Here is a 24,255-nt window from a genome sequence, read left to right as displayed (position 1 = left end):
GCCCACCCCTGACTGTCGACGGCCCATGGCCGGGGCAACGGCGGGGAAACGAAACTCCTCCGGGAGTCCGCGTGATCTCGCGGAATCCCGGAGGAGTGGAGCTCGTGCTTGGCGTCAGACCCCGAAGTACAGCTCGAACTCGAACGGGTGCGGGCGCTGCGCCATCGGCCGGATCTCGTTCTCGATCTTGTACTCGATCCAGGTCTCGATGAGCTCCGGCGTGAACACGCCGCCCTCGAGGAGGAACTGGTGGTCGGCCGCGAGGGCGTCGAGCGAGTCCTGCAGCGAGTTCGGGACCTGGGGGATGCCCTTGGCCTCCTCGGGCGGGAGCTCGTAGAGGTCCTTATCCACCGGCTCGTGGGGCTCGATGCGGTTCTTGATGCCGTCAATCCCCGCCATGAGCTGGGCCGCGAAGGCCAGGTAGGGGTTGCCCGAAGCGTCGGGCGCACGGAACTCGATGCGCTTGGCCTTGGGGTTGGAGCCCGTGATCGGGATGCGGATGGCCGCCGAGCGGTTACCCGCCGAGTAGACCAGGTTCACCGGGGCCTCGAAGCCCTTCACCAGACGGTGGTAGCTGTTCAGCGTGGGGTTGGTGAACGCGAGCACCGCCGGGGCGTGCGCGAGAATGCCGCCGATGTACCAGCGGGCGATGTCGGACAGCCCGCCGTAGCCCTTCTCGTCGTAGAAGAGCGGCTTGCCGTCGTTCCACAGCGACTGGTGGGTGTGCATGCCCGAGCCGTTGTCGCCGAAGAGGGGCTTGGGCATGAAGGTCGCGACCTTGCCCCACTGCTCGGCGGTGTTCTTCACGATGTACTTGAACTTCAGGATGTCGTCCGCCGCGTGCACCATCGTGTCGAAGCGGTAGTTGATCTCCTGCTGACCGCCGGTGCCCACCTCGTGGTGCGCACGCTCGAGCTGCAGGCCCGACTCGATGAGCTTCAGGCTGATGTCGTCACGCAGATCGGCGGTCTTGTCGACGGGGGAGACGGGGAAGTAGCCGCCCTTGTAGGGGGTCTTGTTGGCGAGGTTGCCGCCCTCTTCGACCCGGCCGGTGTTCCAGGCGCCCTCTTCGGAGTCGACGGAGTAGAAGCTGGAGTTCTGCTTCACGTCATAGCGGACGTCGTCGAAGATGTAGAACTCGGCCTCGGGAGCGAAGAACGCGGTGTCGGCGATACCGGTGGAGGCGAGGTACTTCTCGGCCTTCTTGGCGACCTGACGCGGGTCCTTGGCGTAGATCTCGCCGTTGCGCGGGTTGTAGATGTCGAAGACCATCACGAGCGTCTTCGCCTCGCGGAACGGGTCGAGGTACGCCGTCGACACGTCGGGGATGAGCTGCATGTCGGACTCGTGGATGTTCGCGAACCCACGGATCGAGGAGCCGTCGAACAGCTGCCCGACGGTGAAGAACTCCTCGTCGACGGTGGCGGCCGGAATGTTGAAGTGCTGCTGCACACCAGGGAGGTCCGTGAAACGGATGTCGAGGAACTTGACGTCCTCGTCCTTGATGAACCGCAGCACCTCGGATGAATCACTGAACATGGAGACTCCAGAGGTAGGGCATCGGGAACTGCCGCCCGTCGAGCGGGCCTTGAGGCACCGTATCGGCAGGGGATTGCCCGACCGTGACACCTTTGTTTCCGGCATGTTACGCGGCGACCGCGGGTAGGGTGGAATCGTGGTCGCCAGCGCACAGGACTATCCCGGAGAGCGACTGGGGCGCCCCCGCGAGGGCGCGGGATCGATCGGCCGTCTCGGTCGTCGCGTGGGGGCCCTCTTCATCGATTACGGCGCCGCGTACCTGATCTCGGGGTTCTTCGGGTGGGATGCCCTCGCCATCCTGCTGATCTTCGGTGCGATCCAGATCGTGTTCCTCCCGACCCTCCAGGGCAGCCCCGGGCACCGCATCTTCGGGATGCGACTGGTGCGCCTCGACGGCGGGTGGGTCGGCCTGTGGCGGCCGGTGCTGCGCACCATCCTGCTGATCCTCGTCATCCCCGCGGTGATCTGGGATGCGGACCAACGGGGGCTTCACGACAAGGCGGCGGGCACCGTCCTCATTCGGGACTGAGCCCTCAGCGAGGACGCGGGGCGCGCACCCGCTGCGGGTCGATGCCCTTGGGAATGGGAAGCGACGCGACGGACTGCGACACCGAGTCCATCCGCTTGACGACGGCCGCCATGGTCGCGCGGTCGATCTTCTTCGGCAGGGACTTGATGGCGGGAGCGAGCTTGCCGATCGGCACCTCGTCGTCGCCGTGACCGACGTACAGCACAGTCACGGGAACACCGGATGCCACGCGCTGCGCCTTTCCGCGCTCTTCGTTCACGAGCCGGGTGAGTCGACCGCGAGCGCCTTCACCGACGATGACGATGCCCCCACGTCCGATCGCACGGTAGACCGCCTCCTGGGTCTTGGGGTTGATGCCCACCGGCATCTCCGATGCGCGCCAGCGACGGCCGAGGGCGCTGGACAGCACGTAGCCGGTGGCGCCGGGCATGCCGTCGATCTTGCGATACATCGCCTTCGTCGACAGCCGCGTCATGGTCATCAGCGCCGCGAGGATGCCGAACATGAATCCCGTGATGCCCCACAGGATGATGCTCCAGATCGCTCCCGGCGGGATCAGCGCACCCAACGCGACGCCCAGGAGCGTGCCGCCGATGAGGATGCCGATGAGGGCCCAGGGCATCCAGCGGTAGGCCTGGACCGTGAAGGTGTAGAGGGTGCGGATCTGCGAGAAGAACCCGGGACGCTTCTCGGGGGCGGTACTGCGTGCGGCCATGGTTCCAGCCTACCTTTCCGGGTCTCGCGACCTCTCCTGCACAGGCCCGGAAACGGCCCCCGGTGTCCACAGATGGAAGCAAGCCAGAACGCGACATGGTGCGCACTCCCGACTCTGGTGTCATGGCGATCGATTCCCAGCACGCGCTGCGACGGCCCTATCGATCGGTGCGACGTGTGGATGACACCGCGGCACCCTGGCCCGGAGAGGTGGTGCGCGACAGCGGAGGCGCCGCATGGCTTCTCGTGGATGCACGTGCGCTCGGCGAGGACTGGGCGGGATGGCGCGCCTCGAGATCGGATCATCTCCTCGCTCCCTCCGACCTCGTCAGGACGGCGGCGGGTCACGCCGCACTGTTCCCGATCTGCAGCGATCGGCTCATCGACGTCGTGAGGCGACGTTCCGACGATGGCGACCCGCTGTCGGCAGGAGAGGCCCTCACCCTCGCCGTCAGCGTGCTGCGCGGCCACGTCGACGCCGGAGCATCGACCGGAGGGACAGCCGGGACCTGGTGGCTCACCGACGAGGCGCGTCCGGTGCTCGCGCTGCAGCCGACGGATCCCTCGGAGTCCGCGGCGATCTTCCGCCTTCTTCTGGGCATGTTCCCCGCGTGGGCCGAGGTGCTTCGCGACGGGCTCTCGGCAATGGAGAAGGCGCATCCGCACGAGCGCGACGTCCTGGGTCTCGAGGAGCGATTGTTCGCCCTGGCGTCACCACAGCCACTGCGCGCAGGAGCGAGGAGGACCGCCTCGACGACCCCGGGTGCAGTACCGGGCGTCTCGGCTCGTCCGCTGGTCACCCCAGAGGCGTCGCGCGCAGCGGCTCGGGCTGCGACGTCCGCCGAATCCGACGACAGGGGACTGCTCGCCCGCATCTCCGCGCTGATGGACCGCGATCTCGGTGACACCGTCTCACGGGCCACCACCGGCGTCTGGCGGGCTGTGAGCACCAAGCGGCCGCGGTCTCGCCGTCGGGGGTTCGTGATCGCAGCCGGCGCGGCCGCGGTGGTGCTTGCCGTGGGACTGACGTGGCCGAGCGATCCGGAGTCGCCGGCCGCGGCCGAGCCAGTGGTCACGACGCCGTCATCGGACGCGAGCCACGCGCCCGCATCGGAGGTGGACTCGGCGGACACCGCTGCCGCCGCCCCCACGGGCTCGACGGAGCCCACCCCCGCCGATCTCGTCGCCGTCGCCGACCGGCTGTTGACCGCGCGCGCTGCCTGCGGTGAGGACAGGGAATGTCTCGCCGCGATCATCGTGGATCCGGAGCGTGCGCCGGCCCCGGGGGCATCAGACCTGCCGACCGGCCTACGGACGGTCACGTTCCTCGACGATCTGGGCGGCGCGGCCGTGCTGCGCGTGGCCGCGCACGACAGCTCGAACGCCTCCGCGACGTCTCAGCTCATCGTCATCGTCCGGATCGGCGAGGACTGGCTCATCCGCGACATCCACGACGCGGGGGCCACATCGTGATCACGATGTGGCCCCCGCGTGGTGCTGTTCTGCAGTGGATCAGATGCCGAGGTCGCCCTCGAAGTCCGCCTGCTCCAGACGCGCCTTGACCGCACCGAGGAACCGCGCGGCATCAGCCCCGTCGATCACCCGGTGGTCATAGGACAGCGCGAGATAGACGTACGACCGGACCGAGATCGCGTCGCGGCCGTCGACCGAGACCACTCCCGGACGCTTGACGACGATGCCCGTCCCGAGAATCGCCGACTGCGGGAGGAAGACGACCGGAGTGTCGAACAGCGCACCGCGCGATCCGGTATTGGTCAGCGTGAAGGTGCCACCGGCCAGCTCGTCGGGCTTCAGCTTGTTGTCGCGCGTGCGCGCGGCGAGGTCGGCGATCTCATTGGCGATCTGCGCGAGATTCTTCGATGCCGCGTCCCGCAGGACCGGGGTGAGCAGGCCGCGCTCGGTGTCGACGGCGATCGAGAGGTTCTCGGTCGCCGGGTAGACGATGTTCGTTCCGTCGACCGTGCTGTTGATGACGGGGAAGGCCTGGAGAGCCTCCGCCGCCGCGAGGGCGAAGAACGGCAGGAACGACAGCTTGTCGCCGGTCTTGGACTGGAAGTCGCCCTTCACGCGGTCTCGGAAACCGGCGAGCTTGGTGACATCCACCTCGACGACGGTGGTGAGCTGAGCGGTCGCCTGCATGGACGCCACCGCGCGCTCGGCGAGCACCTTGCGCAGCCGCGACATCGGCTGGGTGGTCCCCCGCAACGGCGAGACCTCCAGCGGAGTGCGGGCCGGGGCGGCGGGGGCGGACGGGGCCGCGGCCGGAGCCGGAGCCTTGGAGTCCTCAGCGGCCTTGAGTACGTCCTCCTTGCGGATGCGACCACCGACACCGGTGCCCTTCACGGACGCCAGATCGACACCCTGCTGCTGGGCGAGCCGGCGCACGAGCGGGGTGACGTAGGCCACCTCGTCATCACCCGAGGACGCCGGCGCGGCCGACGACGGAGCGCTCGAAGGCGACGGCTCCTGCTCGGTGGCGACACCGGTCGAGACCGGGGCGTGCGCGACGACCTTCTCGGGAACGGGCGCGACCTCTTCGGCGGGCTTCTCTTGGGCGGGCTTCTCCTCGGAGCTCTTCTCCTCGGCGGCCGGAGCCGGCTCGGCCGGCTTCTCCGCGGCGGGAGCCTCCGGAGCCGGCGTGGGCGCCGAGGCCGTAGCACCGTCACCGACGCGCGCGAGAGCCGAACCGACGGCGATCGTCTCGTCCTCCTGGACGAGGATCTCCTGCAGGATGCCCTTGACGGGGGAGGGGATCTCGGTGTCGACCTTGTCGGTCGAGATCTCCAGCAGCGGCTCGTCGACCTCCACGGCGTCACCCACCTGCTTCAGCCAGCGCGTGACCGTTCCTTCGGTCACGCTCTCGCCGAGCTCGGGCAGGACGACTTCGGTCCCGGCGCTGGTGGTGGAATCCGAGGGCGCAGCCTGTGCCGGAGCAGCCGGACCGTCGTCCGAGGGACCGTCGGCGGGCTCGGCCGCCTCGGCGGCGGGCTCCTCGGCCTGCGCAGGCGCTGCGGCCGCGGGCTCTTCCTGCGCATCGGCGGGCGCAGGGGCCTCACCGCCGCCGGAGCCATCGCCGATCTTGGCCAGGACTGCGCCGACCTCGACCGTCTCGTCCTCGTCGACCAGGATCTCCTCGATCACACCGCTGATTGGGGAGGGGATCTCCGTGTCGACCTTGTCCGTGGAGATCTCGAGGAGCCCCTCGTCGGCCTGCACGGTGTCACCGACCTTCTTGAGCCAGCGGGTGACCGTTCCCTCTGTGACGCTCTCGCCGAGCGCGGGGAGGACCACGGATGTGCTCATGGGCTTGTCTCCTTCGGGGTTGCCGATGTCTTGTCTAGCTTAGTGATGCGCCCGCAGGCCCGTGTCAGGACTGCGTTGACGCGACGTGTCAGGGTCACAGGGCGTGCAGCGGCTTGCCGGCCAGGGCGAGGAAGGCCTCGCCGAGCGCTTCGCTCTGCGTGGGGTGGGCGTGGATGAAGGGGGCGATGTCTTCGGGGTGGGCCTCCCAGGCGACGGCCAGCTGACCCTCGGTGATGAGCTCTCCGACCCGGTCGCCGATGAGATGGACGCCGATGACCGGTCCGTCCTTGAGACGGACGACCTTGACGAGGCCCCCGGTGCCGATGATCTCGCTCTTGGCATTGCCGGCGAGGTTGTACTCGTACGACTGCACCGCGTCCACACCGTGCACCTCGACCGCCCGCGCCTCGGTCACACCGACCGAAGCCACCTCGGGGTGCGAGTACGCGACCCGTGGGATGAGCTGCTCGGGGACGACCACGGGCTTCAGACCGGCGATCGTCTCGGCGACGAAGATGCCCTGCTGAAAGCTGCGGTGGGCCAGCTGAAGGCCCGGCACGATGTCACCGACGGCGAAGACGTGCGGGGCGGTGGTCTGGAGCCGCTCGTCGGTGACGACGAAGCCGCGATCCAGCGCGACCCCGGCCTCTTCCAGGCCCAGATCCGCCGTGACGGGGCCCCGGCCGACGGCGACGAGCAGGTAGTCCGCCGACAACTGCGTCCCGTCTTCAAGCGAGACAGTCACCCCGTCGGCGGTCTGCGTCGCAGCGGCGAACCGCACACCGAGGGAGAAGCCGATGCCGCGGCGGCGGAAGGCGCGCTCGAGCGCCTTGCTCATCGCGACATCCTCGGCCGGCACGAGGTGGTCGAGCCCCTCGACGACGGTCACCTCGACGCCGAACGACCGCCACACGCTGGCGAACTCGACCCCGATGACGCCGCCACCGAGGATGATCACCCGCTGGGGGATCTCCTCCAGCTCCAGGGCCTGGTCGCTCGTGAGGATGCGGCCGCCGATCTCCAGGCCCGGCAGCGTGCGGCTGTACGACCCGGTGGCCAGGACCACATCGGTGCCGCGGTAGACGGTGTCGCCGACCCGCACGGCGGGACCGGCCTCGAGACGCCCCTCGCCGTCGACCACGCGGATCCCGCGGGCCTTGAGCAGGCTCTGCAGGCCGCGGTACTTCTTCTCGACGATGCCTTCGCGGTACCTCCGCACCCGGGCCGGGTCGATGCCGCGGAACTCTGCGTCGACCCCGATCTCCGTCGCAGCTCGAACGGCATCGGCGACTTCGCCGGCGTGGAGAAGGGCCTTCGTCGGAATGCACCCGCGGTGCAGGCAGGTGCCGCCCACCTTGTCCTTCTCGACCACGATCACGGACTTGCCGAGCTCGGCGGCGCGGAGCGCGGCGGCATAGCCGCCGCTCCCGCCGCCGAGGACGACCAGATCCGCCGTGTTCTCCGACGTCGTCGCGGGGCTCATCGCGTGGTCTCGGTCTGAAGAAGGCGGAGCAGGCTCCGCACGGTCGCCCCGGTCGGACCCTTGTCGGTGAACCCGTATCCGCCGCCCTTGTTCATGCCGACCCCGGCGATGTCGAGATGGATCCACGGGATGCGCTCTTCGCTGTCGGGCGAGGTACGGCCGACAAAATGCCGGAGGAACAGACCCGCGAACAGCGACCCGCCCGCCGGATCGCCGATCTTGGCGTTCTGCAGATCGGCGATCGGCGAGTCGAGCTCGTCGACCATGTGCGCGGGGAGGGGGAGCTGCCAGGCGAGCTCGGCGACATCGCCGGCGGCCGCGAGGTACCGGGCGACGGCGTCATCCTCGCCCATGACGCCGGCATGCCGGGTGCCGAGGGCGATGGTGATCGCCCCGGTGAGCGTCGCCACGTCGATCAGCAGATCGGGGTTCTCGCGGCTCGCTGCCACGAGGCCGTCGGCGAGGACGAGGCGTCCCTCGGCGTCGGTGTTGAGCACCTCCACCGTGGTGCCGTCGGCGATGCGCACAACGTCGCCGGGGCGGGTGGCACGACCGGAGGGCATGTTGTCGGCGACAGCGAGCCATCCCGTCACTCGCACCGGAAGCTGCTGGGCTGCCGCAGCGCGGACCACCGCCAGAACGGTCGCGGCACCGCACATGTCGTACTTCATCCCCACCATCGACGCCGGAGGCTTGAGCGAAAGACCTCCGGTGTCGAAGGTGATGCCCTTGCCCACGAGGGCGACGTGACGCGACGCGCCGGCCGGGGAGTAATCGAGGCGCACGAGCCGAGGCGGCCGCTCCGACCCCTGACCGACACCGAGGATGCCGCCGAACCCACCATCCCGCAGGGCCGGCTCGTCCCACACCGTCACCTCGATGGGAAGGCCCTCGACCTCTTTCTCGGCTCGGTCGGCCAGATCGGCCGGGCCGAGCCACTCCGCGGGGATCGAGACGAGATCCTTGACGAGCGCGACGGCCGACGCCGTCGCGCGCACCGCGTCGAGGGCGCTGTCGTCGAGGTCATCCGGACCCTGAAGGATCACGCGACTCGCCCGACGCTGAGGACCGTCGGCCTTGTATCCCTCGAAGCGGTAGCCGCCCAGGGCAGCGCCCTCCGCAGCGGCGAGGACATGCTCCGAGGCGAAGGGCACGGCGACGACGACGGTCTCGAACCCCGTCAGTGCGCGCAGGGCCGCGCCAAGCGCGTCGCGCACGGCCGCGGCATCCGGTGCGGAGCCCGTCCCGACGACGGCGAGCGGCCGGGAGGTGACATCGGGCGCATACACCCGCTGGAAGGAGCCGGGGGACCCACTGAATCCGGTCGCCACCAGCGCATCTTTCAGGCCGGGCCAATCATCCAGAGACGGGGCGGCGTCACCGTCGATAGGGGGCAGTGCCACGACGACCGCGTCGGCGTCGATCTCGGCAAGGGGGGCGGAACGATATTCGAGGTCGGGGAACGACATGGGTTCCATCCTATTGAGCGGTGTTCGCTGTCAGCGGCAGCGGGCCGGCTCGCGGTGTCGCGCCGACTCGTAGCATGGAGCCATGCCTTACGCCGGTCCTCTCTACGAGCGCTCGGTCTCCGCCCCGGCCGTGCCGGCGGGCCTTCCTCTCGTGATCGCCCTCACCGGCTTCACCGACGCCGGGGGAGCGGTGGCTCGTCTCATCGAGTACATCCGCGACGACCTGGACCCGATTCCGCTTGCCGTCTTCTCCAACGACATCCTGCTCGACTACCGCGCGCGCCGGCCGATCGTGACCTTCGAAGCCGACCACCTCACCGACTACCGTCCGCCGCGGCTGGAACTCTCGCTTGCGCGCGACGCCCTCGGCACGCCGTTCCTGGTGCTCGCAGGCTACGAGCCCGACTTCGCCTGGGACGGGGTGTCGGAGGCCGTCCTCGACCTCGCCGCGAGCTTCAGTGTCTCCTCCATCACCTGGGTCCACGCGATCCCCATGCCGGTCCCGCACACGCGTCCGATCGGCACGACCGTGAGCGGCACCCGAACCGAGCTGACCGAGGCGCACTCGGTGTGGCAGCCTCACACCCAGGTGCCCGCGACCGTGGCGCACCTGCTGGAGTACCGCTTCACCGAGAGAGGGGCCGCCGTCGCCGGGTTCGTCCTGCTCGTGCCCCACTATCTCGCCGACACCGAATACCCCGCCGCGGCTCTGGCGGGCCTTGACAGCATCACGGTCGCCACCGGTCTCGTCTTCGACGGAGACGGTCTGCGCGAAGAGAACCGCGAGTACCTGACGAAGGTCGAGGAGCAGGTCGCGGGCAGTGACGAACTGTCCCGCATGCTGCAGGGGCTCGAAGAGCGCTACGATGCGTACATGGCGGGTGCGACCAACGCCACGCCCATCCTCCACACCGGCGATCTCCCGAGCGCCGACGAGCTCGCAGCGGAGCTGGAGCGCTTCCTCGCCTCGCGGCCGAATGGCGACGAGGACAAGCGCCCCTGACCGTCGAAGGGAATTCGCCCAGCGCTCTGGACGTTGACGCCTGAGGGTGGTTTCGGGGATTCGTGGGGGAGCGGGGATGCGAACCGCCCAGACAGATGTGAGACAATGGACGTTCTGACCCATTGTCGTCCCCCGTCCGCTGCCCTGCGTACGGGAACGGGACTTGACAAGGGTCTTACTAGTGTCCGAAAGATACCGCCGCGGCGCTCCGCGTTCGTGTCGGTGAAAGGCGAACCGTGACCGCAGGCACGAAGACGACGAACCGCACCACGAAGGACACCGACACCGCCGACACGGTCGAGGAAGTCGAGACCGCCGCCGCAGCGCCCGCGAAGAAGCGGCCCGCGGCCAAGAAGGCCCCTGCCAAGAAGCCCGCCGCCAAGACGACGGCCAAGGCCGGCAAGAAGAAGGCTGACGCCGACGAGGTCGATGAGGAGATGGACGACGTCGAGCTCGACGCCGACGACGAGATCTCCGGCGACGAGGTCGATGACACCGAGGGTGACGCCGACACCGCGGCACCCAAGGCCGTCGCCGCAGCGACGACCGAGGGGGAGTCCGAGGAGGATGAGGAGGAGAACACCAAGCCGGTGTTCGCCGAGCCGCTTCCGACCGGCGCCATCGTCATCTCCAACGACGAGGACGACATCCCCGTCTACTCGACGCAGATCACCGGCGCCACCGCCGACCCGGTCAAGGACTACCTGAAGCAGATCGGCAAGGTTCCGCTGCTGAACGCGGCCGAAGAGGTCGAGCTGGCGATGCGCATCGAGGCGGGCCTGTTCGCCGAAGAGAAGCTGTCGCACATGTCGGTAGCCGAGAAGGCGTCGCAGCTGGGTCTGGACCTGCAGTGGGTCGCCCGTGACGGTCAGCGCGCCAAGAGCCACCTGCTCGGTGCGAACCTGCGCCTGGTGGTCTCCCTCGCCAAGCGCTACACCGGACGCGGCATGCAGTTCCTCGACCTCATCCAGGAAGGCAACCTGGGCCTGATCCGTGCCGTCGAGAAATTCGATTACACCAAGGGCTTCAAGTTCTCGACCTACGCGACGTGGTGGATCCGCCAGGCAATCACCCGTGCCATGGCCGACCAGGCGCGTACCATCCGCATCCCGGTGCACATGGTCGAGGTCATCAACAAGCTCGCTCGAGTGCAGCGTCAGATGCTGCAGGATCTGGGCCGCGAGCCCACGCCGGAAGAGCTCAGCCGAGAGCTGGACATGACCCCCGAGAAGGTCATCGAGGTGCAGAAGTACGGGCGAGAGCCCATCTCTCTGCACACGCCGCTCGGTGAAGACGGCGACAGCGAGTTCGGGGATCTGATCGAGGACACCGAGGCGGTCGTGCCCGCCGATGCGGTGGGCTTCACCATGCTGCAGCGTCAGCTCGAGTCGCTGCTGGACTCGCTGTCGGAACGCGAGGCGGGCGTCATCCGCATGCGCTTCGGGCTCGGCGACGGCCAGCCCAAGACCCTCGACCAGATCGGCGACACCTTCGGTGTGACGCGTGAGCGGATCCGCCAGATCGAGTCGAAGACGATGGCCAAGCTCCGCCACCCGAGCCGGTCGCAGTCGCTGCGGGACTACCTTGAGTAAGCGGTCGGACGCGTGACCGGCGAAGCGAACGACGGCAAGGCCCTGACGGTCACCGTCGACGGGGAGTCCTTCGCCCGAATCCCGATCCGCACGCGGGTCGTGATGCCGGGCGATGACCTCGACGCCTTCGTCCGCGAGTACGCGGCGAGCCTCGTCCGACCCGACGATCTGCTGTTCGTGACCGAGAAGATCGTCGCGATCACGCAGGGCCGCTCGTACCCGCTGGACGAGATCCAGCCGCGACGGCTTGCGCGGTTCCTGTCGCGGTACGTGACCCGCACCCCGCACGGCATCGGACTCGGGATGCCCGAGACGATGGAGATGGCGCTCCGCGAGTGCGGAACCCCCCGCATCCTGCTCGCCGCCGCCGTGTCCGCGGTGACGAAGGTGTTCGGTCGCAAGGGTGATTTCTATCGGATCGCCGGCGACAAGGCGCGCGCGATCGACGGCCCCACGAGCGGCACGATTCCGCCCTACAACAAAGCGGTGGTCCTCGGACCCGATCGCCCCCGCGACGTGGCGCGTCGGCTGAAAGACCTCCTCGACGGCGTTCCCGAGGTGGCGGTGGTCGACATCAACGACCTCGGCGGCAACATCCTGGGCTCCACGGTGAGCAAGGCCCGCGAGAATCAACTCGTCAAGATCCTGAAAGACAACCCGCTGGGACAGGGCCACCAGTCCACGCCGCTCGGTATCATCCGCGCTTCCTGACCCTCTGCTCCTCAGCCGAGGACCGCCGTCACGGCGAGAAGCACGGGGATGCACCCGATCGTGGTGAGGAATACGGTGTCCCGCGCGATTGCCTCGCCGACGTCGAAGCGCTGAGCGTAGTTGAATACGTTCTGGGCGGTCGGGAGAGCGGCCAGCACCACGATGACGAGCACGTCGGCGCGGGGGAGTGCGAACACCAGCGCGGCGACGACCCAGGCGATCGCCGGCATCACCAGAAGCTTCAGCGTCGTGGCGAGGATCACGTCGCGACGGCGCCCATGTGCGCCGAGCACACGCTGACCGAACAGCGACAGACCGTAGCTGATGAGCAGGACCGGCACGCAGGCGTCGGCGACCAGCTGGGCGGGCGCCATGACGACCTCGGGGATCTCGATGCCGCTGATCGAGACGGTGGCGCCGAGAGCGGAGCCGATGACGATGGGGTTGGTCACGACGCGGCCGATCGTCTTCCAGAGCGACGAACGGCCGGCCGTCACCGCGTCGAGGATCGCCATCGTGATCGGCGTGAACACCAGGAGTTGCAGAAGGATGACGGGGGCCGGGAAGGCGGCGTTTCCCAGCAGGTAGAGCGACAGCGGGATGCCGATGTTGTTTGAGTTCACCTGGCCCGCGCTGAGACTGCCGATCGTCGTCTCGGCGATGGAGCGGCCCCAGAGGAATCGGGCGACGACGGCATAGACGACGATGACCGCCACCGCCGCGATCGCCGACACCGGCAACAACGACGAGAAGAGCGTTCGCACATCGGCCTCGGCGAGCACGACGAACAGGAGGAACGGCGACAGGACGAAGAAGGTCAGCCGCGCCAGCACGGGGCGGGCGTGTTCCCCGAGCAGGTTGATGCGCCCGAGGATGTAGCCGATGAGGATCGAGACGCCCACCACGACGAAGCCGGTGAGAGCCGAGAGCATCCCTCGATGCTAGTGCGGCCGATCTCTCAGGCCTGTCGTACGCGGAGCCAGACGACACCGTGCGCGGGCAGCATGAGGCCGTTCGCGAGCGCGATGGGGGACTCTGAGACGATCTCCGTGGCCTCCGTTCGGAATCCCGAGAGCGTGACCGGCTCGATCAGGACCCCGGAGTCACCGACGTTGCCGAGCACGAGGATCGTGGAGTCCGCGCCGACACGCTGGAAACCCACCACCTCCGGGAACGGCGTGTGGAAGGGGAGGAGGGGATTGCCGGCGGCGAACTCGGGGGACTTTTTCCGGGCCCGGATCAGTGCATGCAGCCGGGTGTTGATGCGGCCCGCGACGGTAGCCGTGTCGTGGCGTGACGCGTAGGCCCTCTCGTCTCGATGCGGGCGATGCACCCACCGGCTGTCATCGGCATGAACCGGATCATCCCGGTAGCCGTAGTCGTTGAGCTGACCGACCTCGTCACCGAGGTAGATCAGCGGGATACCACCGGTGGACAGGGCGAGGGCGTGGGCGAGGATGACGCGATCCTCACCTCCGGGGTCACCCGCCTCAACGCCCGCGAGCGATGCGGTCGTTCCGGCGATTCGGGCGTCACCGGTCTTGGGGTTCTCCTGGAACGGCTCGCCGCGCGAGAACGTGCCCTCGAAGCGACCGACGTAGAAGTCGTTGAGGAAACGGCGGTGCGGGTAGCCGTCGATGCCGAGCTCTGCGGCATCCTCATCGGCGAACGTCCATCCGATGTCGTCGTGGCTGCGCACGTAGTTCACCCACGAGGTCCCGGGCGGCAGCGCGTGGCGCTCGTCGAGCGCCTTCTGCAGGAGACGTGCGTCGCGGGTGGCGAGGGCCTCCCAGCCCAGCGCCATCTGAAGCGGGTTGTACGAGAGCTGGCACTCGTCGGGGGAGATGTAGGTGATCACCTCGTCGGGGTGGACGATCGCCTCGGATTTGAACAGCACTGAGGGTGCGGCGAGGCGAAGGACGAGATTGAAGGCGCGGAGGAGAAGGTGCGCTTCGGGAAGCGACTCGCATGACGTTCCCAGGCGCTTCCAGATGAAGGCGACGGCATCCATGCGGAGCACCTCGACGCCCTGGTTGGCGAGGAACATCATCTCCTGCGCCATCGCCCGGAACACCCGGGGGTTGGCGTAGTTGAGGTCCCACTGGAAGTGGTAGAAGGTCGCCCAGATCCAGCGCCCGTCGGGCAGCTGCACGAATGCGCCCGGGTGGTCGTCGGGGAAGATCTCGCGCACCGTCTCCTCGTAGCGGTCCGGCATCGTGCGGTCGGGGAAGATGAGGTAGAAGTCCTCGTAGTCGGGGTCGCCGGCGACGGCCTTCCTCGCCCACTCGTGCTCGTCGCTGGTGTGGTTGAAGATGAAGTCGAGCACCAGCGAGATGCCGGCCTTCCGCAGATCGGCCGAGAGAGCGGCCAGATCGGCCATGGTTCCCAGCGCCGGGTCGACCTTGCGATAGCTCGAGACCGCGTAGCCGCCGTCGTTGTTGCCCTCGGGGGAGTCGAACAGAGGCATGAGGTGCAGATACGTCAGCCCGAGCTCCTGGAAGTAGGGGATCTGTGCCCGGATGCCGGCCAGTGTGTCCGCGTAGCGGTCGACGTAGCAGACCCCGCCCAGCATCCGCTCCGACAGGAACCAGTCCGGGTGTTCCGTGCGCCGGGCGTCGAGGTCTTTGAGTTCAGCCGGTCGCTCCCGCCACCCGGCTGCTGCCGCTGCGACCACCTCGGCGAGGGCCTCTCGTCCGTCTTCGCGATCGCCGTAGAGGCGCAGGAACAGCCGGTGCAGGTCGGGGAGGATCGAGGCGAGGCGCTCATCGAAACCGGGGTCGATGTCGCCGAGCGCCGCCGTCGCCGCCGCGGTGGCTGCCTCGAGGTCGATCGAGTAATCAGGGCTGAGGCGTGTCATGGCGCTCCACATCGACGGGGATCACGTGGATCGCATCGTATCGCCCGCCGTGGACTCCGGGTCCGGTTCGACCGGCGGCGATACGCCCGGCTGGCATCGCGGACACCACCACGTGCGCCGGCGGGCCGGATCGTTCGGCACTTCGGCGGCGACCTCGATGGTCGTGCCGCAGCGCAGGCACGGTCGCCCGGCGCGACCCACCACCCAATGGGTCGCCCCGCGCCCGCGATTGCCGGTCGTCACCTGATACATGCCCGGAACGGTGGCCGAGATGCCCAGGCACCGGGCGGCCAGGTCGACCACTGCCGCGATATCGGTCCGGCCGATGGAGGCGAAAGGATGGATGCCGCGCAGGAACGCGAGCTCGTTCACCCACAGGTTTCCAAGACCGGCGAGATTCGACTGATCCAGCAGCGCAGCGACCGTCGGCCTGTCCGGGCGTCTCGACAGCCGTCGCGTCGCCTCCGCGGCATCCCAGTCGTGACGGAGCGGGTCGGGGCCGAGCCGTTCGCGCACGCGGTGCTCGTCGGCGGTCGGCGCGTACTCCAGGACGGGCACGTCGACGCCCCAGAGTGTGACGCCCTCGTCGAGCGAGAACCGGCAGCGGACGCGGTGCAGCTCCGCACGCGGAAGCGGACGTCTGGTCACCGACCACGATCCCTGCATCTTCAGGTGGGTGTGCAGCGTCCATCCGTCGTCGAAGCGGGTGAAGAGGTGCTTGCCGTGGGAGTCGTACGAGAGGATTCGTCGTCCGTCGAGCTTCGCCCCGGCGTGGCTGCCGGAGCGGAGTTCACCCGACACGATCGTGCGACCGACCGACGCATGCTCCAGCCGACGGGCCAGGCGGTAGACACTGTCACCCTCGGGCATCCCGCAACTCTAGGCGGAACATCAGACACCACCGTTACGCCGATAATGCACATTATGTCAGTTTAGATACGGCCCCGACGTCGGACCGCCCACCGCGCGACTCCCCCGGGAAGAATCAGCGATCCACTCGCACCGCGTCGTAATCGGTCGTGGGAGTCGGCGGGGTGCCGAATCGTGCGTTCGGCAGATAGAGATCTTGTCGGTACGAAGCGACCGTCGTCGGCACACGGAACGCCTCACTGGTGATGATGTTCTCGAGCGTTCCTGATGTTCCCTGCACATCGAGACGGAACTCGGCCACCTGATTGAGTCGGTTCTGGACCACGTAGAGCGTGCGGTTGACGACGAGGAGTCCGTCACCGTTCTGCAGCGAGAATCCGCCCAGGTCAACGGTGGTGGCGACACCCGTCTCGGGGTCGACGCGGAACAGGGTGCCCGTTGCTGACTGAATCACGAGGAGCGCCTGGCGGTTGGTGGTCAGGGCGATGCCGTTGGCGTTGAATCCCTCCTGCTGCACCCACTCCCCCGTGAGCGGCAGCGTGACGATCTCGGACGGGTCGGGCAGGACGCCCGAACGCGGGATGGGCAGGAAGTACAGCTCCGCCGCGGACGAGTTCGTGAACCACGCGCCATCACGTGCGAGGACGACGTCGTTGATGAATCCGCCGGGGGCCGTGAGCTGATATCGCGCGACCTCATCGCCGGTCTCCGTGTCGACGACCCGGGCGATGCCCGTGGGCCCGCCCGAGATGAAGAGTCTTCCCCGCTGATCGACCTTGAGCCCCGCGGCCGGGATGCCCGGGCCCTCGCTGACGATGGCACCCTTGCCGGTACGCACGTCGGCGGCATAGATGTCGCCGTCGACAAGCGAGCCGAAGTAGGCGATCCCTCGGTTGTCGATGGCGATGCCCTCGGGCTGGAACCCGTCAGGAAGCGCGATCTGGTCGACTGCCCCTCCCCGCGAGACCGGTGGAGCCGCAACAGCGCCGGTGGCCGGGAGTGCCGCCAGGAGCCCCGCGACAGCGAGGGCGGGGAGGACGAGGGCGAAGCGTCGGCGCGTCATGGCCAGATCCTATGGGCGGTCCTGGGGCATGGGGGCGGAGATGAGAAAGGTCTCAGACACGCGCCACGACGCCGAACCGGCGATCGTTCGCGCGACGGCTCCGCGGTTCGAACGCCTGCTCAATCGTCGCCCCGCCTGGTTGACTGAGCACAGCCCACGGAAGGGAGACCTGATGCCCTCACCCCACCACGCCCTCGGCCACATCGAGATCTCGCCGGAGGTGCACGACGCGCTCCATCGCGGCCTCCCCGTGCTCGCACTGGAATCGACGATCTTCACCCACGGACTCCCCCGCCCCCGCAACCTCGAGGTCGCGCGAGAAGCGGAAGACCGGCTGCGCGGTCGAGGCGTCGTCCCGGCGACGATCGGCGTCGTCGACGGGCGAGCGATCGTCGGCCTGTCCCCCGCCGAGATCGATCGACTGGGAAACGACGACGACGTGGTCAAACTGAGCCTCCGCGACCTTCCTGTGGCCGCCGCGAAGCGATTGAGCGGCGGCACCACGGTCGCGGCAACCGCATTCCTCGCCGCTCGCGCGGGCATCCGGGTCTTCTCGACGGGTGGTCTGGGCGGCGTGCACCGCGACGCGCAACAGACCTTCGACGAATCGGCCGATCTGCCGACGCTCGCCGCACTCCCCCTCGTCGTGGTGAGCGCCGGCGTCAAGTCGATCCTCGACGTCCCACTCACCCTGGAGCGAATGGAGACGCTGGGCCTCACCGTCGTGGGGTATAGGACGACCGACTACCCCGGCTTCTACATCGCCGACTCGGGGCTCGACATCGAGTACTCATCCGACTCCGCCGACGAGATCGCCGACATCGCCCGTGCGCGCGACGCGCTCGGAATCACCTCCACGCTCCTTGTCGCGCGGCCCGTCGACACCGACCTCCAGCTGCCGCCCGAGCTTCATGATGCCGTTCTTTCCCGTGCACTGAACGCCGCCGCGTCGGCCGGCGTCTCGGGCCACGACATCACGCCCTTCCTCCTGGACTTCATGCAACGCGAAACCGGGGGCCGGAGCCTCGACGTCAACGTCGAGGTGTATCGGGGCAATGTCGCGCTCGGCGCCGAGATCGCCGCCGCCCTCGCCGGCGCCGAGTGATGCTCACGGTCATCGGCGACCTCCTCGCCGACATCGTCGTGCTCGGCGCCTCCTCTCTGGAGCGGGGCACCGACAACCCGGTGACGATCACCCACACCCGAGGGGGCAGCGCAGCCAACGTCGCCGCCGCAGCGGCGCCCGCGACATCCGTCCGATTCATCGGCAGGGTCGGATCGGATGCCGAGGGCGAGGCGCTCGTTCACGAACTGGAGCGTTCGGGGGTCGAGGTCTGTGTGCAGCGGGCGGGACGAACAGGTTCGATCGTCATCCTGGTCGACGAGTTCGCCGAGCGGACGATGCTCACCGATCGTGGGGCCGCGGCCGAACTCGGGCCGATCGATCCCGGATGGCTCGAGGGAACGCACTGGCTGCACCTCCCCCTCTACGGCGTGGTCGATGCTGTCTCGCGTGAGGCACTGTCGACCGCAGCGACGTGGGCGCGGCAGCGGGGTCTGCCGATCAGCCTGGATCTGTCGAGCGTGGCGACCATGCGGGCGCTGGGAAGGGAGACGCTGAGCGATCTGCTCGCACGCCTCTCCCCCGCTGTGGTCTTCGCCAACGCCGAGGAAGCCGTACTCCTTGACGGCCTGACCGTCGCGCTGCCCGCGGGGACGGTGTTCGTCATCAAGCGCGGTGAGGACCCGGTGCAGGTCCGCGAGGACGACGGCCTCATGCAGATCGCGGTCGATCGCGTCGAGGGAGTGATCGACACCACCGGTGCCGGAGACGCATTCGCCGCCGGCTACATCGTCGCAGCGCTTCGCGGCGAGGATCCCGCCGGGTGCGCCGCCGCCGGTTGTGCATCAGCGCGGGAAGGACTCCTCCGACCCGGTGCCCTGTAGCCAGCTCGTCTGCACTTCTCGCCGCCGAGACACTGCGTTCGCATCGAGCCGCCGCGATATATGGGGTGTCTCGACGCGAAGACGGTGGCTCGCCTCGGACGCGCCGCCTCGCGGCGGCGCCCTCAGCCGGCGGCGAACCCGCCGTTCACCTTCAGCAGTTGGCCGTTGACCCACGAACCTTCCGGTGACAGCAGGAACCGGACCGTGTTCGCGATGTCGTCGGGTGTACCGAGACGTCCTGCCGGAGTGGCTTCGCGCGCCCAGCGTCGGATGCCCTCATCCATCCAGCCCGTGTCGATCGGCCCCGGATTGATGACATTCGCCCTCACGCCTCGCGCGCCCAGCTCCACGGCCGCCGCGATGACGATCCGATCGAGGGCGCCTTTGCTCGCGCCGTAGGGAAGGTTGTGCGCCGTGTGATCGCTGGTCAGGGCGATGATCGACCCCGCGACCTGTCCCGGCGCAGCATTCTGCGGCAGCCGTTCGGCGAACGCCTTGATGAGAAGCCACGTCGCCCGCGCGTTGACGGCAAAGTGACGGTCGAAGCTCGCCACATCGGTGGTGAGGATGGAACTGTCGACGGACTCGCAGTGGGACATCACCAGGGAGCGGAGGGAACCCCCCATGGATGCTGCGGCAACGAGTTCCTCCGGCACGGCGGGGTCCGCGAGGTCACTGCGTATGACGGTCACCGTGACGCCCTGCGCACGGCACTCGTCTGCGATGTCGTCAGGATCGGATGCTCCGCGATCGAGGCCCACACGCTCGTCGTATTCGTCCCAGTGATTGAGCACGAGGTCCCACCCATCACGGGCGAGACCGAGAGCGAGCGCCGATCCGATCGACCGGCGACGTCCGACGCCGGTGACGAGGGCGGTACCCGGCGGAGACGAAGGGCTCATCCCTCGAGCCTACGGTCCGCCGGGTAGGCCTCAGAGCCCTGCGGCGTCGTCGGGACGGCTGGTCGACTGACGGGTGACGCGCTCGTTGGTCGCGGGGTCGACCGTCGTGCGGCTCACCGACTCCGTGCTGCGGCGGCGAGCGAGCAGGACGATGCCGATGAGGAAGACGACAGCTCCCGCGCCCATCAGGATGTAGCCGATCAGGTCGAGATTGACCCATTCGACCTGCACGTTGACGGCGAACGCCAGGATGGCTCCAATGGCGAACAGAGCAATGCCAGCACCAATACTCATGGGTCTCCCCTTTCCGGGTATGCGAGGGCGGTAACCCCCCTCACTGTGACGGGTCGACGAAGACGCGCGCACCCACTTGACACGCAGGGGTCGGATGCGGCATGTCGGAGGTCAGCCTTATGCTTCGGCCATGACTCCGGTGATCTTCCACACGGCGACCACGCTGAACGGATTCCTCGCTGACGATCAGGATTCGCTGGACTGGCTCTTCGCGACACCCGGCGCGGACGAGGCCGAGAGCGACTTTTCCGCCTTCCTCGAGACGGTCGGCGTGCTGGTGATGGGGTCCACGACATACGAATGGGTCGTCGACCACGAAGACCTGTCGAGCCATCCCGAGAAGTGGACGGAGATCTACGGCGACCGCGCGACCTGGGTCTTCACAACCCGCGACCTGCCCCGCATCGCCGGCGCGAACATCCGGTTCGCACGGGGTGACGTGGCGCCGCAGTGGCCGGCGATCCGTACGGCAGCGGCGGAGCGGGCGGTCTGGATCGTCGGAGGCGGCGACCTCGCCGGGCAGTTCGCCGACGCCGGACTCTTGACCGAGATCAGGCTCTCGGTCGCTCCCGCGACCCTGCCCTCGGGTCGCCCGCTTCTCCCCCGACGCATCGGCCCCGACCGACTTCGCCTCGAGTCGATGTCACGTGCGGGCCAGTTCGCCGAGCTTCGTTACTCGGTGCGGCCGGCGTGAGCTGCGCGGGCGCGCCGCGGTCCGCACATCCCCTCACGGCTACTCAGGCCGTCGTCGGGTCGATCGTGACCCAGTCGGCGTACTTCGGCGCTCGACCGTCCCCGGACGATGTACCGGTCAGACGCCGACGCACCCACGGACCGAGGTGCTCGCGGTAGTAGTCGCGGCGCCCGAGTTGCCCGAATTCGAGCTCGGGCAGCGACCACCACTGCTCCGGTGGCGTCAGACCCAGCGCCGTCAGCACCCGAGCGGCGACGCGATGGTGACCTCGGCTGTTCATGTGCAGCCGGTCGGGCGACCAGAACGGCGGCGCCGACAATTCGCGGTCGGGCCAGTTCAGTGCGCGGATGACATCGGGACGATCCTGGACGCGCCCGACGACGGCGATGGACAGGAGGTCACCGCGCCTCTGGATGACCCGACTGAGTGGAAGCTGTGGCGAGGGATTCGCGCCGGACAGCAGGATGAGCCGCACCCCCTCCTCGTCGCATCGCCGGAGGACCTGGCTGAAGGCGTCCGCGATCCGTCGGATCGAGGTCCGCGGCCGGAGCATGTCGTTGCCGCCGCCGTTGAAGGAAAGGTGCGTGGGCTTCAACGCCAGTGCGGGTTCGAGCTGCTCCTCGACGATCGGCCAGACGAGTTTCCCGCGGATCGCGAGGTTGGCGTACTGGACCGGCTGCCCGGTCGCATCCGCCCAGCCCTGGGCGGCGAGATCGGCCCACCCGCGGGTGCGTCCGTCGGGAAGCTCGTCGCCGACACCTTCCGTGAAGGAATCGCCGATCGCGACAAAGCGCACTGCAGCCATCAGACCACCCTACAAATGCTCAGCGGTCGTCCAGGGCACGGCCTCGCCGGTCGGAGAGACCCCACGCACCGGCCGCCGCGACCGCGAAGAAGGCCGCGAACACGACGAAGAGCACCGGCGCTCCCCCGAGTGCCAGGAGAGGCGGTACAGCGAGGGGGGCGATGATCGACGCGATCCGGCCGACCCCTGCCGCCCACCCTGCGCCCGTCGCGCGCACCGACGTGGGATACGTCTCCGGCGTGATCGCGTACAGCGCCCCCCACGCGCCCAGGTTAAAGAAGGACAGGGCCATCCCCGTCGCGATCACCGCCGCCTCGCTCGTCGCAGTGCCGAACAGCACTGCCGCGACGGCGGAGCCGACGAGGAAGACCGACAGCGTCACGCGACGACCCCAGACCTCGATCAGCCAGGCCGCAGCGGCGTACCCCGGCAGTTGCGCGAGGGTGATGATGAGGGTGAACCCGAAAGAGCGGACGAGGTCGTACCCCTGCGCGACCAGGATCGACGGGATCCAGATGAAGGCACCGTAGTAGCTGAAGTTCACGCAGAACCACACCAGCCAGAGACACGCGGTGCGAAGACGGAACTCGGGGCTCCAGAGAGCCGCGATGCCGGCGCGCACCCTGCTCCCCTCGACCGTCCCCGTCGCCGCCGGTGGGGCCACCGGAGTCCCCCCACGCCGGAAGAGGGCCGGGGACGCTTCGAAAGAGCGGACCACGGTCTCCGCGTCGCCGGCTCGACCCCGGCGCTCCAGCCAGCGAGCCGACTCGGGAAGACCCCAGCGAACCACGAGGGCGTACGCGGCCGGGAGCGCCCCGAGCGCGAAGGCCCAGCGCCAACCGTTCTCGGATGCTGGGATCACGAAGTATCCGATCAACGCCGCCGCAGTCCACCCGACGGCCCAGAAGGCCTCCAGGACGACGATGACCCGGCCGCGGATTTTCGCGGGAGCGAGCTCGCTGACATAGGTCGACGCGACGGGGAGCTCGGCGCCGAGGCCGAGACCGACGATAAACCGGAGCACCAGGAGTGCCGCGACGCCCCCGACCAATGCGCTGGCTCCCGTGGCGAGGCCGTAGACGAGCAGAGTGACAGCGAACACCGAGCGACGCCCGATCCGATCGGCAAGGAGCCCCCCGAGGCTTGCGCCGACGGCCATGCCGAGGAACCCGGCTGAGGCGATGAGAGACGTCTCGGTGCCGGACAGGATCCACTGCTGGGCAAGGACGGCGATGACGAAGGAGATGAGCCCCACGTCCATCGCATCCAGTGCCCACCCGACGCCCGATCCGGTGAGGATCCGGAGGTGACGACGGGTGAAGGGAAGACCGTCGAGACGGTCGCTGACCGACTCGGGTGCGGTGCGGATGCTCACGCAGTCATGTTAGGGCGCTGCCGTCGTCGCCGGTTCGGGCGCGGCATCCTGGGACCGCGCTTCAGCGACCAGCTCGCGCACGCGCGGGATCACCTGCGTCCCGAAGAGTTCGATCGAGCGCATGAGCTTCTCGTGACCGAGCGTGCCGTTGGAGTACTTCAGGTCGAACCGATCGAGCCCGAGGGTGAGCACCGTCTCGGCGATCTTTCGGGCGACCCGCTCAGGCGATCCGGCGTAGATGGCGCCCTCACCGACATCCTGCTGGAAGCGGAGGCGGTTGTACGGCGGCCACCCGCGCTCGCGCCCGATCGTGGAGAACATGACGTCGAACGCGGGATACGCCTCCTCCCACGCCTGCTCGTCGGTGTCGGCGATGTGACCGGGCGAGTGCACCCCGATCGGCCGCGACTCGTGTCCGAAGGATGCCAGCGACCGCCGGAACAGCTCGGCGTACGGGGCGAAGCGCGCGGCGGGTCCGCCGATGATGGCGAGCATGAGACCGAAGCCGTACCGCGCGGTGCGCACGACCGACTCGGGCGAGCCGCCCACACCGACCCACGCCGGCATCCCTCCTTCGGTCTTGGGGAAGACTTCGACGTTCGACAGACCGCGACGCGTCGTGCCCTCCCAGGTGACCGGCCGCTCGGTGAGCAGCTGGGCGAACAGTTCGAGCTTCTCTTCGAAGAGCACCTCGTAGTCCTTCAGCTCGTAGCCGAAGAGCGGGAACGACTCGGTGAAAGAGCCGCGCCCGAGGATGGGCTCGGCGCGACCGTTCGAGAGGGCGTCCAGGGTGGCGAAGCGCTGGTAGACCCGCACCGGCTCGTCGGATGACAGCACCGTCACCGCCGTTCCCAGACGGATGTCGCGGGTCCGCGACGCGATCGCGGCGAGAACCACCTCGGGGCTCGACACGGCGTACTCGCGGCGGTGGTGCTCCCCCACGCCGAAGAACGAGATGCCCACCTCGTCGGCGAGCACCGCCTGGTCGACGAGGTTGCGCAGGGTCTGCGCCTGCGACAGCTCGTGGCCGTCCGCGTCGACGGTGACGTCCCCGAAGGTGTGGAGTCCGAACTCGATCATGATC

The 24,255-nt window shown here is 68.5% G+C and carries 22 protein-coding genes; 8 read left to right on the top strand and 14 right to left on the bottom strand.

Features of this window, described 5'->3' with window-relative positions:
- Positions 1-114 precede the first annotated feature (114 nt).
- Positions 115-1,539: a type I glutamate--ammonia ligase gene (glnA, locus tag FBY40_RS10510; RefSeq protein WP_141938554.1), complete on the bottom strand. Its 1,425-nt coding sequence runs from the start codon at positions 1,537-1,539 to the stop codon at positions 115-117.
- 136 nt (positions 1,540-1,675) lie between these two features.
- Between glnA and FBY40_RS10505 the strand changes: the two genes are divergently transcribed.
- Positions 1,676-2,068: an RDD family protein gene (locus FBY40_RS10505; protein WP_124293268.1), complete on the top strand. Its 393-nt coding sequence runs from the start codon at positions 1,676-1,678 to the stop codon at positions 2,066-2,068.
- Between the two features lie 4 nt (positions 2,069-2,072).
- On the opposite strand, the gene FBY40_RS10500 is transcribed toward FBY40_RS10505, so the two are convergent.
- Positions 2,073-2,783, bottom strand: coding sequence for a DUF4191 domain-containing protein (locus tag FBY40_RS10500; protein WP_141938552.1), 711 nt, complete (start codon positions 2,781-2,783; stop codon positions 2,073-2,075).
- 122 nt (positions 2,784-2,905) lie between these two features.
- Between FBY40_RS10500 and FBY40_RS10495 the strand changes: the two genes are divergently transcribed.
- Positions 2,906-4,255, top strand: coding sequence for a hypothetical protein (locus FBY40_RS10495; protein WP_141938551.1), 1,350 nt, complete (start codon positions 2,906-2,908; stop codon positions 4,253-4,255).
- A gap of 39 nt (positions 4,256-4,294) precedes the next feature.
- Here FBY40_RS10495 and sucB read toward each other — a convergent pair whose 3' ends face one another.
- From sucB to FBY40_RS10480, 3 genes are all read right to left on the bottom strand, one after another.
- Positions 4,295-6,106, bottom strand: a complete 1,812-nt coding sequence (sucB, locus tag FBY40_RS10490) for a 2-oxoglutarate dehydrogenase, E2 component, dihydrolipoamide succinyltransferase (protein ID WP_141938549.1) — start codon at positions 6,104-6,106, stop codon at positions 4,295-4,297.
- 94 nt (positions 6,107-6,200) lie between these two features.
- Entirely contained in the window at positions 6,201-7,589 is a 1,389-nt protein-coding gene (lpdA, locus tag FBY40_RS10485) for a dihydrolipoyl dehydrogenase (protein ID WP_141938548.1), read from the bottom strand.
- Entirely contained in the window at positions 7,586-9,058 is a 1,473-nt protein-coding gene (locus FBY40_RS10480; RefSeq protein ID WP_141938546.1) for a leucyl aminopeptidase, read from the bottom strand. Before FBY40_RS10480 ends, lpdA begins: the two co-directional genes overlap by 4 nt.
- A gap of 82 nt (positions 9,059-9,140) precedes the next feature.
- Here FBY40_RS10480 and FBY40_RS10475 point away from each other — a divergent pair, with 82 nt between their 5' ends.
- From FBY40_RS10475 to FBY40_RS10465, 3 genes are all read left to right on the top strand, one after another.
- Positions 9,141-10,061: a proteasome assembly chaperone family protein gene (locus FBY40_RS10475; RefSeq protein ID WP_141938544.1), complete on the top strand. Its 921-nt coding sequence runs from the start codon at positions 9,141-9,143 to the stop codon at positions 10,059-10,061.
- 236 nt (positions 10,062-10,297) lie between these two features.
- The gene (locus FBY40_RS10470; RefSeq protein WP_141938543.1) at positions 10,298-11,653 is read left to right on the top strand and encodes an RNA polymerase sigma factor; all 1,356 of its coding nucleotides are present in this window, start codon (positions 10,298-10,300) and stop codon (positions 11,651-11,653) included.
- Positions 11,654-11,665: 12 nt separating this feature from the next.
- The gene (locus FBY40_RS10465; RefSeq protein ID WP_141938541.1) at positions 11,666-12,364 is read left to right on the top strand and encodes a coenzyme F420-0:L-glutamate ligase; all 699 of its coding nucleotides are present in this window, start codon (positions 11,666-11,668) and stop codon (positions 12,362-12,364) included.
- A gap of 11 nt (positions 12,365-12,375) precedes the next feature.
- Here FBY40_RS10465 and FBY40_RS10460 read toward each other — a convergent pair whose 3' ends face one another.
- From FBY40_RS10460 to FBY40_RS10445, 4 genes are all read right to left on the bottom strand, one after another.
- A complete protein-coding gene (locus FBY40_RS10460; RefSeq protein WP_141938540.1) occupies positions 12,376-13,296 on the bottom strand; it encodes an AEC family transporter in 921 nt (306 codons plus the stop codon).
- Between the two features lie 26 nt (positions 13,297-13,322).
- Entirely contained in the window at positions 13,323-15,221 is a 1,899-nt protein-coding gene (locus tag FBY40_RS10455; RefSeq protein WP_141938538.1) for an alpha-amylase family protein, read from the bottom strand.
- A gap of 21 nt (positions 15,222-15,242) precedes the next feature.
- Positions 15,243-16,091 (bottom strand): DNA-formamidopyrimidine glycosylase family protein, encoded by an 849-nt coding sequence (locus tag FBY40_RS10450; RefSeq protein ID WP_141938537.1) that lies wholly within the window; start codon positions 16,089-16,091, stop codon positions 15,243-15,245.
- Positions 16,092-16,206: 115 nt separating this feature from the next.
- Positions 16,207-17,154 (bottom strand): SMP-30/gluconolactonase/LRE family protein, encoded by a 948-nt coding sequence (locus FBY40_RS10445; RefSeq protein ID WP_141938536.1) that lies wholly within the window; start codon positions 17,152-17,154, stop codon positions 16,207-16,209.
- 172 nt (positions 17,155-17,326) lie between these two features.
- Between FBY40_RS10445 and FBY40_RS10440 the strand changes: the two genes are divergently transcribed.
- Together FBY40_RS10440 and FBY40_RS10435 are read left to right on the top strand one after the other, a co-directional pair.
- Positions 17,327-18,259, top strand: coding sequence for a pseudouridine-5'-phosphate glycosidase (locus FBY40_RS10440; protein ID WP_141938535.1), 933 nt, complete (start codon positions 17,327-17,329; stop codon positions 18,257-18,259).
- Positions 18,259-19,101, top strand: a complete 843-nt coding sequence (locus tag FBY40_RS10435) for a carbohydrate kinase family protein (RefSeq protein ID WP_141938534.1) — start codon at positions 18,259-18,261, stop codon at positions 19,099-19,101. The genes FBY40_RS10440 and FBY40_RS10435 overlap by 1 nt, the downstream gene beginning before the upstream one ends.
- Before the next feature lie 122 nt (positions 19,102-19,223).
- Here the strand turns inward: FBY40_RS10435 and FBY40_RS10430 are convergent, their stop codons facing one another.
- Together FBY40_RS10430 and FBY40_RS10425 are read right to left on the bottom strand one after the other, a co-directional pair.
- Positions 19,224-20,003 carry an SDR family oxidoreductase gene (locus tag FBY40_RS10430; protein WP_141938533.1) on the bottom strand — a complete coding sequence of 260 codons (780 nt, stop codon included), beginning with the start codon at positions 20,001-20,003 and terminating at the stop codon, positions 19,224-19,226.
- A 30-nt stretch (positions 20,004-20,033) separates the two neighbouring features.
- On the bottom strand, positions 20,034-20,297 hold the full coding sequence (locus FBY40_RS10425) for a DUF6458 family protein (RefSeq protein ID WP_141938532.1): 264 nt from the start codon (positions 20,295-20,297) through the stop codon (positions 20,034-20,036).
- Positions 20,298-20,427: 130 nt separating this feature from the next.
- Between FBY40_RS10425 and FBY40_RS10420 the strand changes: the two genes are divergently transcribed.
- Entirely contained in the window at positions 20,428-20,991 is a 564-nt protein-coding gene (locus FBY40_RS10420) for a dihydrofolate reductase family protein (protein WP_141938531.1), read from the top strand.
- A 43-nt stretch (positions 20,992-21,034) separates the two neighbouring features.
- Here FBY40_RS10420 and FBY40_RS10415 read toward each other — a convergent pair whose 3' ends face one another.
- The 3 genes from FBY40_RS10415 to FBY40_RS10405 are packed head-to-tail and all read right to left on the bottom strand — an operon-like array spanning position 21,035 to position 24,251.
- Positions 21,035-21,796, bottom strand: a complete 762-nt coding sequence (locus FBY40_RS10415; RefSeq protein WP_200829974.1) for an SGNH/GDSL hydrolase family protein — start codon at positions 21,794-21,796, stop codon at positions 21,035-21,037.
- Between the two features lie 19 nt (positions 21,797-21,815).
- Positions 21,816-23,171, bottom strand: a complete 1,356-nt coding sequence (locus tag FBY40_RS10410) for an MFS transporter (RefSeq protein WP_235014779.1) — start codon at positions 23,169-23,171, stop codon at positions 21,816-21,818.
- A gap of 9 nt (positions 23,172-23,180) precedes the next feature.
- Entirely contained in the window at positions 23,181-24,251 is a 1,071-nt protein-coding gene (locus FBY40_RS10405) for an LLM class flavin-dependent oxidoreductase (RefSeq protein ID WP_141938530.1), read from the bottom strand.
- Between the last annotated feature and the right edge of the window lie 4 nt (positions 24,252-24,255).

This window comes from Microbacterium sp. SLBN-154 (assembly GCF_006715565.1).
Classification (GTDB): domain Bacteria; phylum Actinomycetota; class Actinomycetes; order Actinomycetales; family Microbacteriaceae; genus Microbacterium.
The sequence above is the reverse complement of the archived record's forward strand: the minus strand, read 5'-3'. Positions and strand labels throughout refer to the sequence as shown.

Excerpts from the sequence above, each read along its gene's own strand:
- FBY40_RS10495 (WP_141938551.1), top strand. The coding sequence starts at position 2,906 with ATGGCGATCGATTCCCAGCACGCGCTGCGACGGCCCTATCGATCGGTG.
- FBY40_RS10425 (WP_141938532.1), bottom strand. The coding sequence starts at position 20,297 with ATGAGTATTGGTGCTGGCATTGCTCTGTTCGCCATTGGAGCCATCCTG.
- lpdA (WP_141938548.1), bottom strand. The coding sequence starts at position 7,589 with ATGAGCCCCGCGACGACGTCGGAGAACACGGCGGATCTGGTCGTCCTC.
- FBY40_RS10480 (WP_141938546.1), bottom strand. The coding sequence starts at position 9,058 with ATGTCGTTCCCCGACCTCGAATATCGTTCCGCCCCCCTTGCCGAGATC.
- sucB (WP_141938549.1), bottom strand. The coding sequence starts at position 6,106 with ATGAGCACATCCGTGGTCCTCCCCGCGCTCGGCGAGAGCGTCACAGAG.
- FBY40_RS10440 (WP_141938535.1), top strand. The coding sequence starts at position 17,327 with ATGCCCTCACCCCACCACGCCCTCGGCCACATCGAGATCTCGCCGGAG.
- FBY40_RS10445 (WP_141938536.1), bottom strand. The coding sequence starts at position 17,154 with ATGACGCGCCGACGCTTCGCCCTCGTCCTCCCCGCCCTCGCTGTCGCG.
- FBY40_RS10430 (WP_141938533.1), bottom strand. The coding sequence starts at position 20,003 with ATGAGCCCTTCGTCTCCGCCGGGTACCGCCCTCGTCACCGGCGTCGGA.
- glnA (WP_141938554.1), bottom strand. The coding sequence starts at position 1,539 with ATGTTCAGTGATTCATCCGAGGTGCTGCGGTTCATCAAGGACGAGGAC.
- FBY40_RS10460 (WP_141938540.1), bottom strand. The coding sequence starts at position 13,296 with ATGCTCTCGGCTCTCACCGGCTTCGTCGTGGTGGGCGTCTCGATCCTC.
- FBY40_RS10500 (WP_141938552.1), bottom strand. The coding sequence starts at position 2,783 with ATGGCCGCACGCAGTACCGCCCCCGAGAAGCGTCCCGGGTTCTTCTCG.
- FBY40_RS10420 (WP_141938531.1), top strand. The coding sequence starts at position 20,428 with ATGACTCCGGTGATCTTCCACACGGCGACCACGCTGAACGGATTCCTC.
- FBY40_RS10415 (WP_200829974.1), bottom strand. The coding sequence starts at position 21,796 with ATGGCTGCAGTGCGCTTTGTCGCGATCGGCGATTCCTTCACGGAAGGT.
- FBY40_RS10455 (WP_141938538.1), bottom strand. The coding sequence starts at position 15,221 with ATGACACGCCTCAGCCCTGATTACTCGATCGACCTCGAGGCAGCCACC.
- FBY40_RS10450 (WP_141938537.1), bottom strand. The coding sequence starts at position 16,091 with ATGCCCGAGGGTGACAGTGTCTACCGCCTGGCCCGTCGGCTGGAGCAT.
- FBY40_RS10405 (WP_141938530.1), bottom strand. The coding sequence starts at position 24,251 with ATGATCGAGTTCGGACTCCACACCTTCGGGGACGTCACCGTCGACGCG.
- FBY40_RS10435 (WP_141938534.1), top strand. The coding sequence starts at position 18,259 with ATGCTCACGGTCATCGGCGACCTCCTCGCCGACATCGTCGTGCTCGGC.
- FBY40_RS10475 (WP_141938544.1), top strand. The coding sequence starts at position 9,141 with ATGCCTTACGCCGGTCCTCTCTACGAGCGCTCGGTCTCCGCCCCGGCC.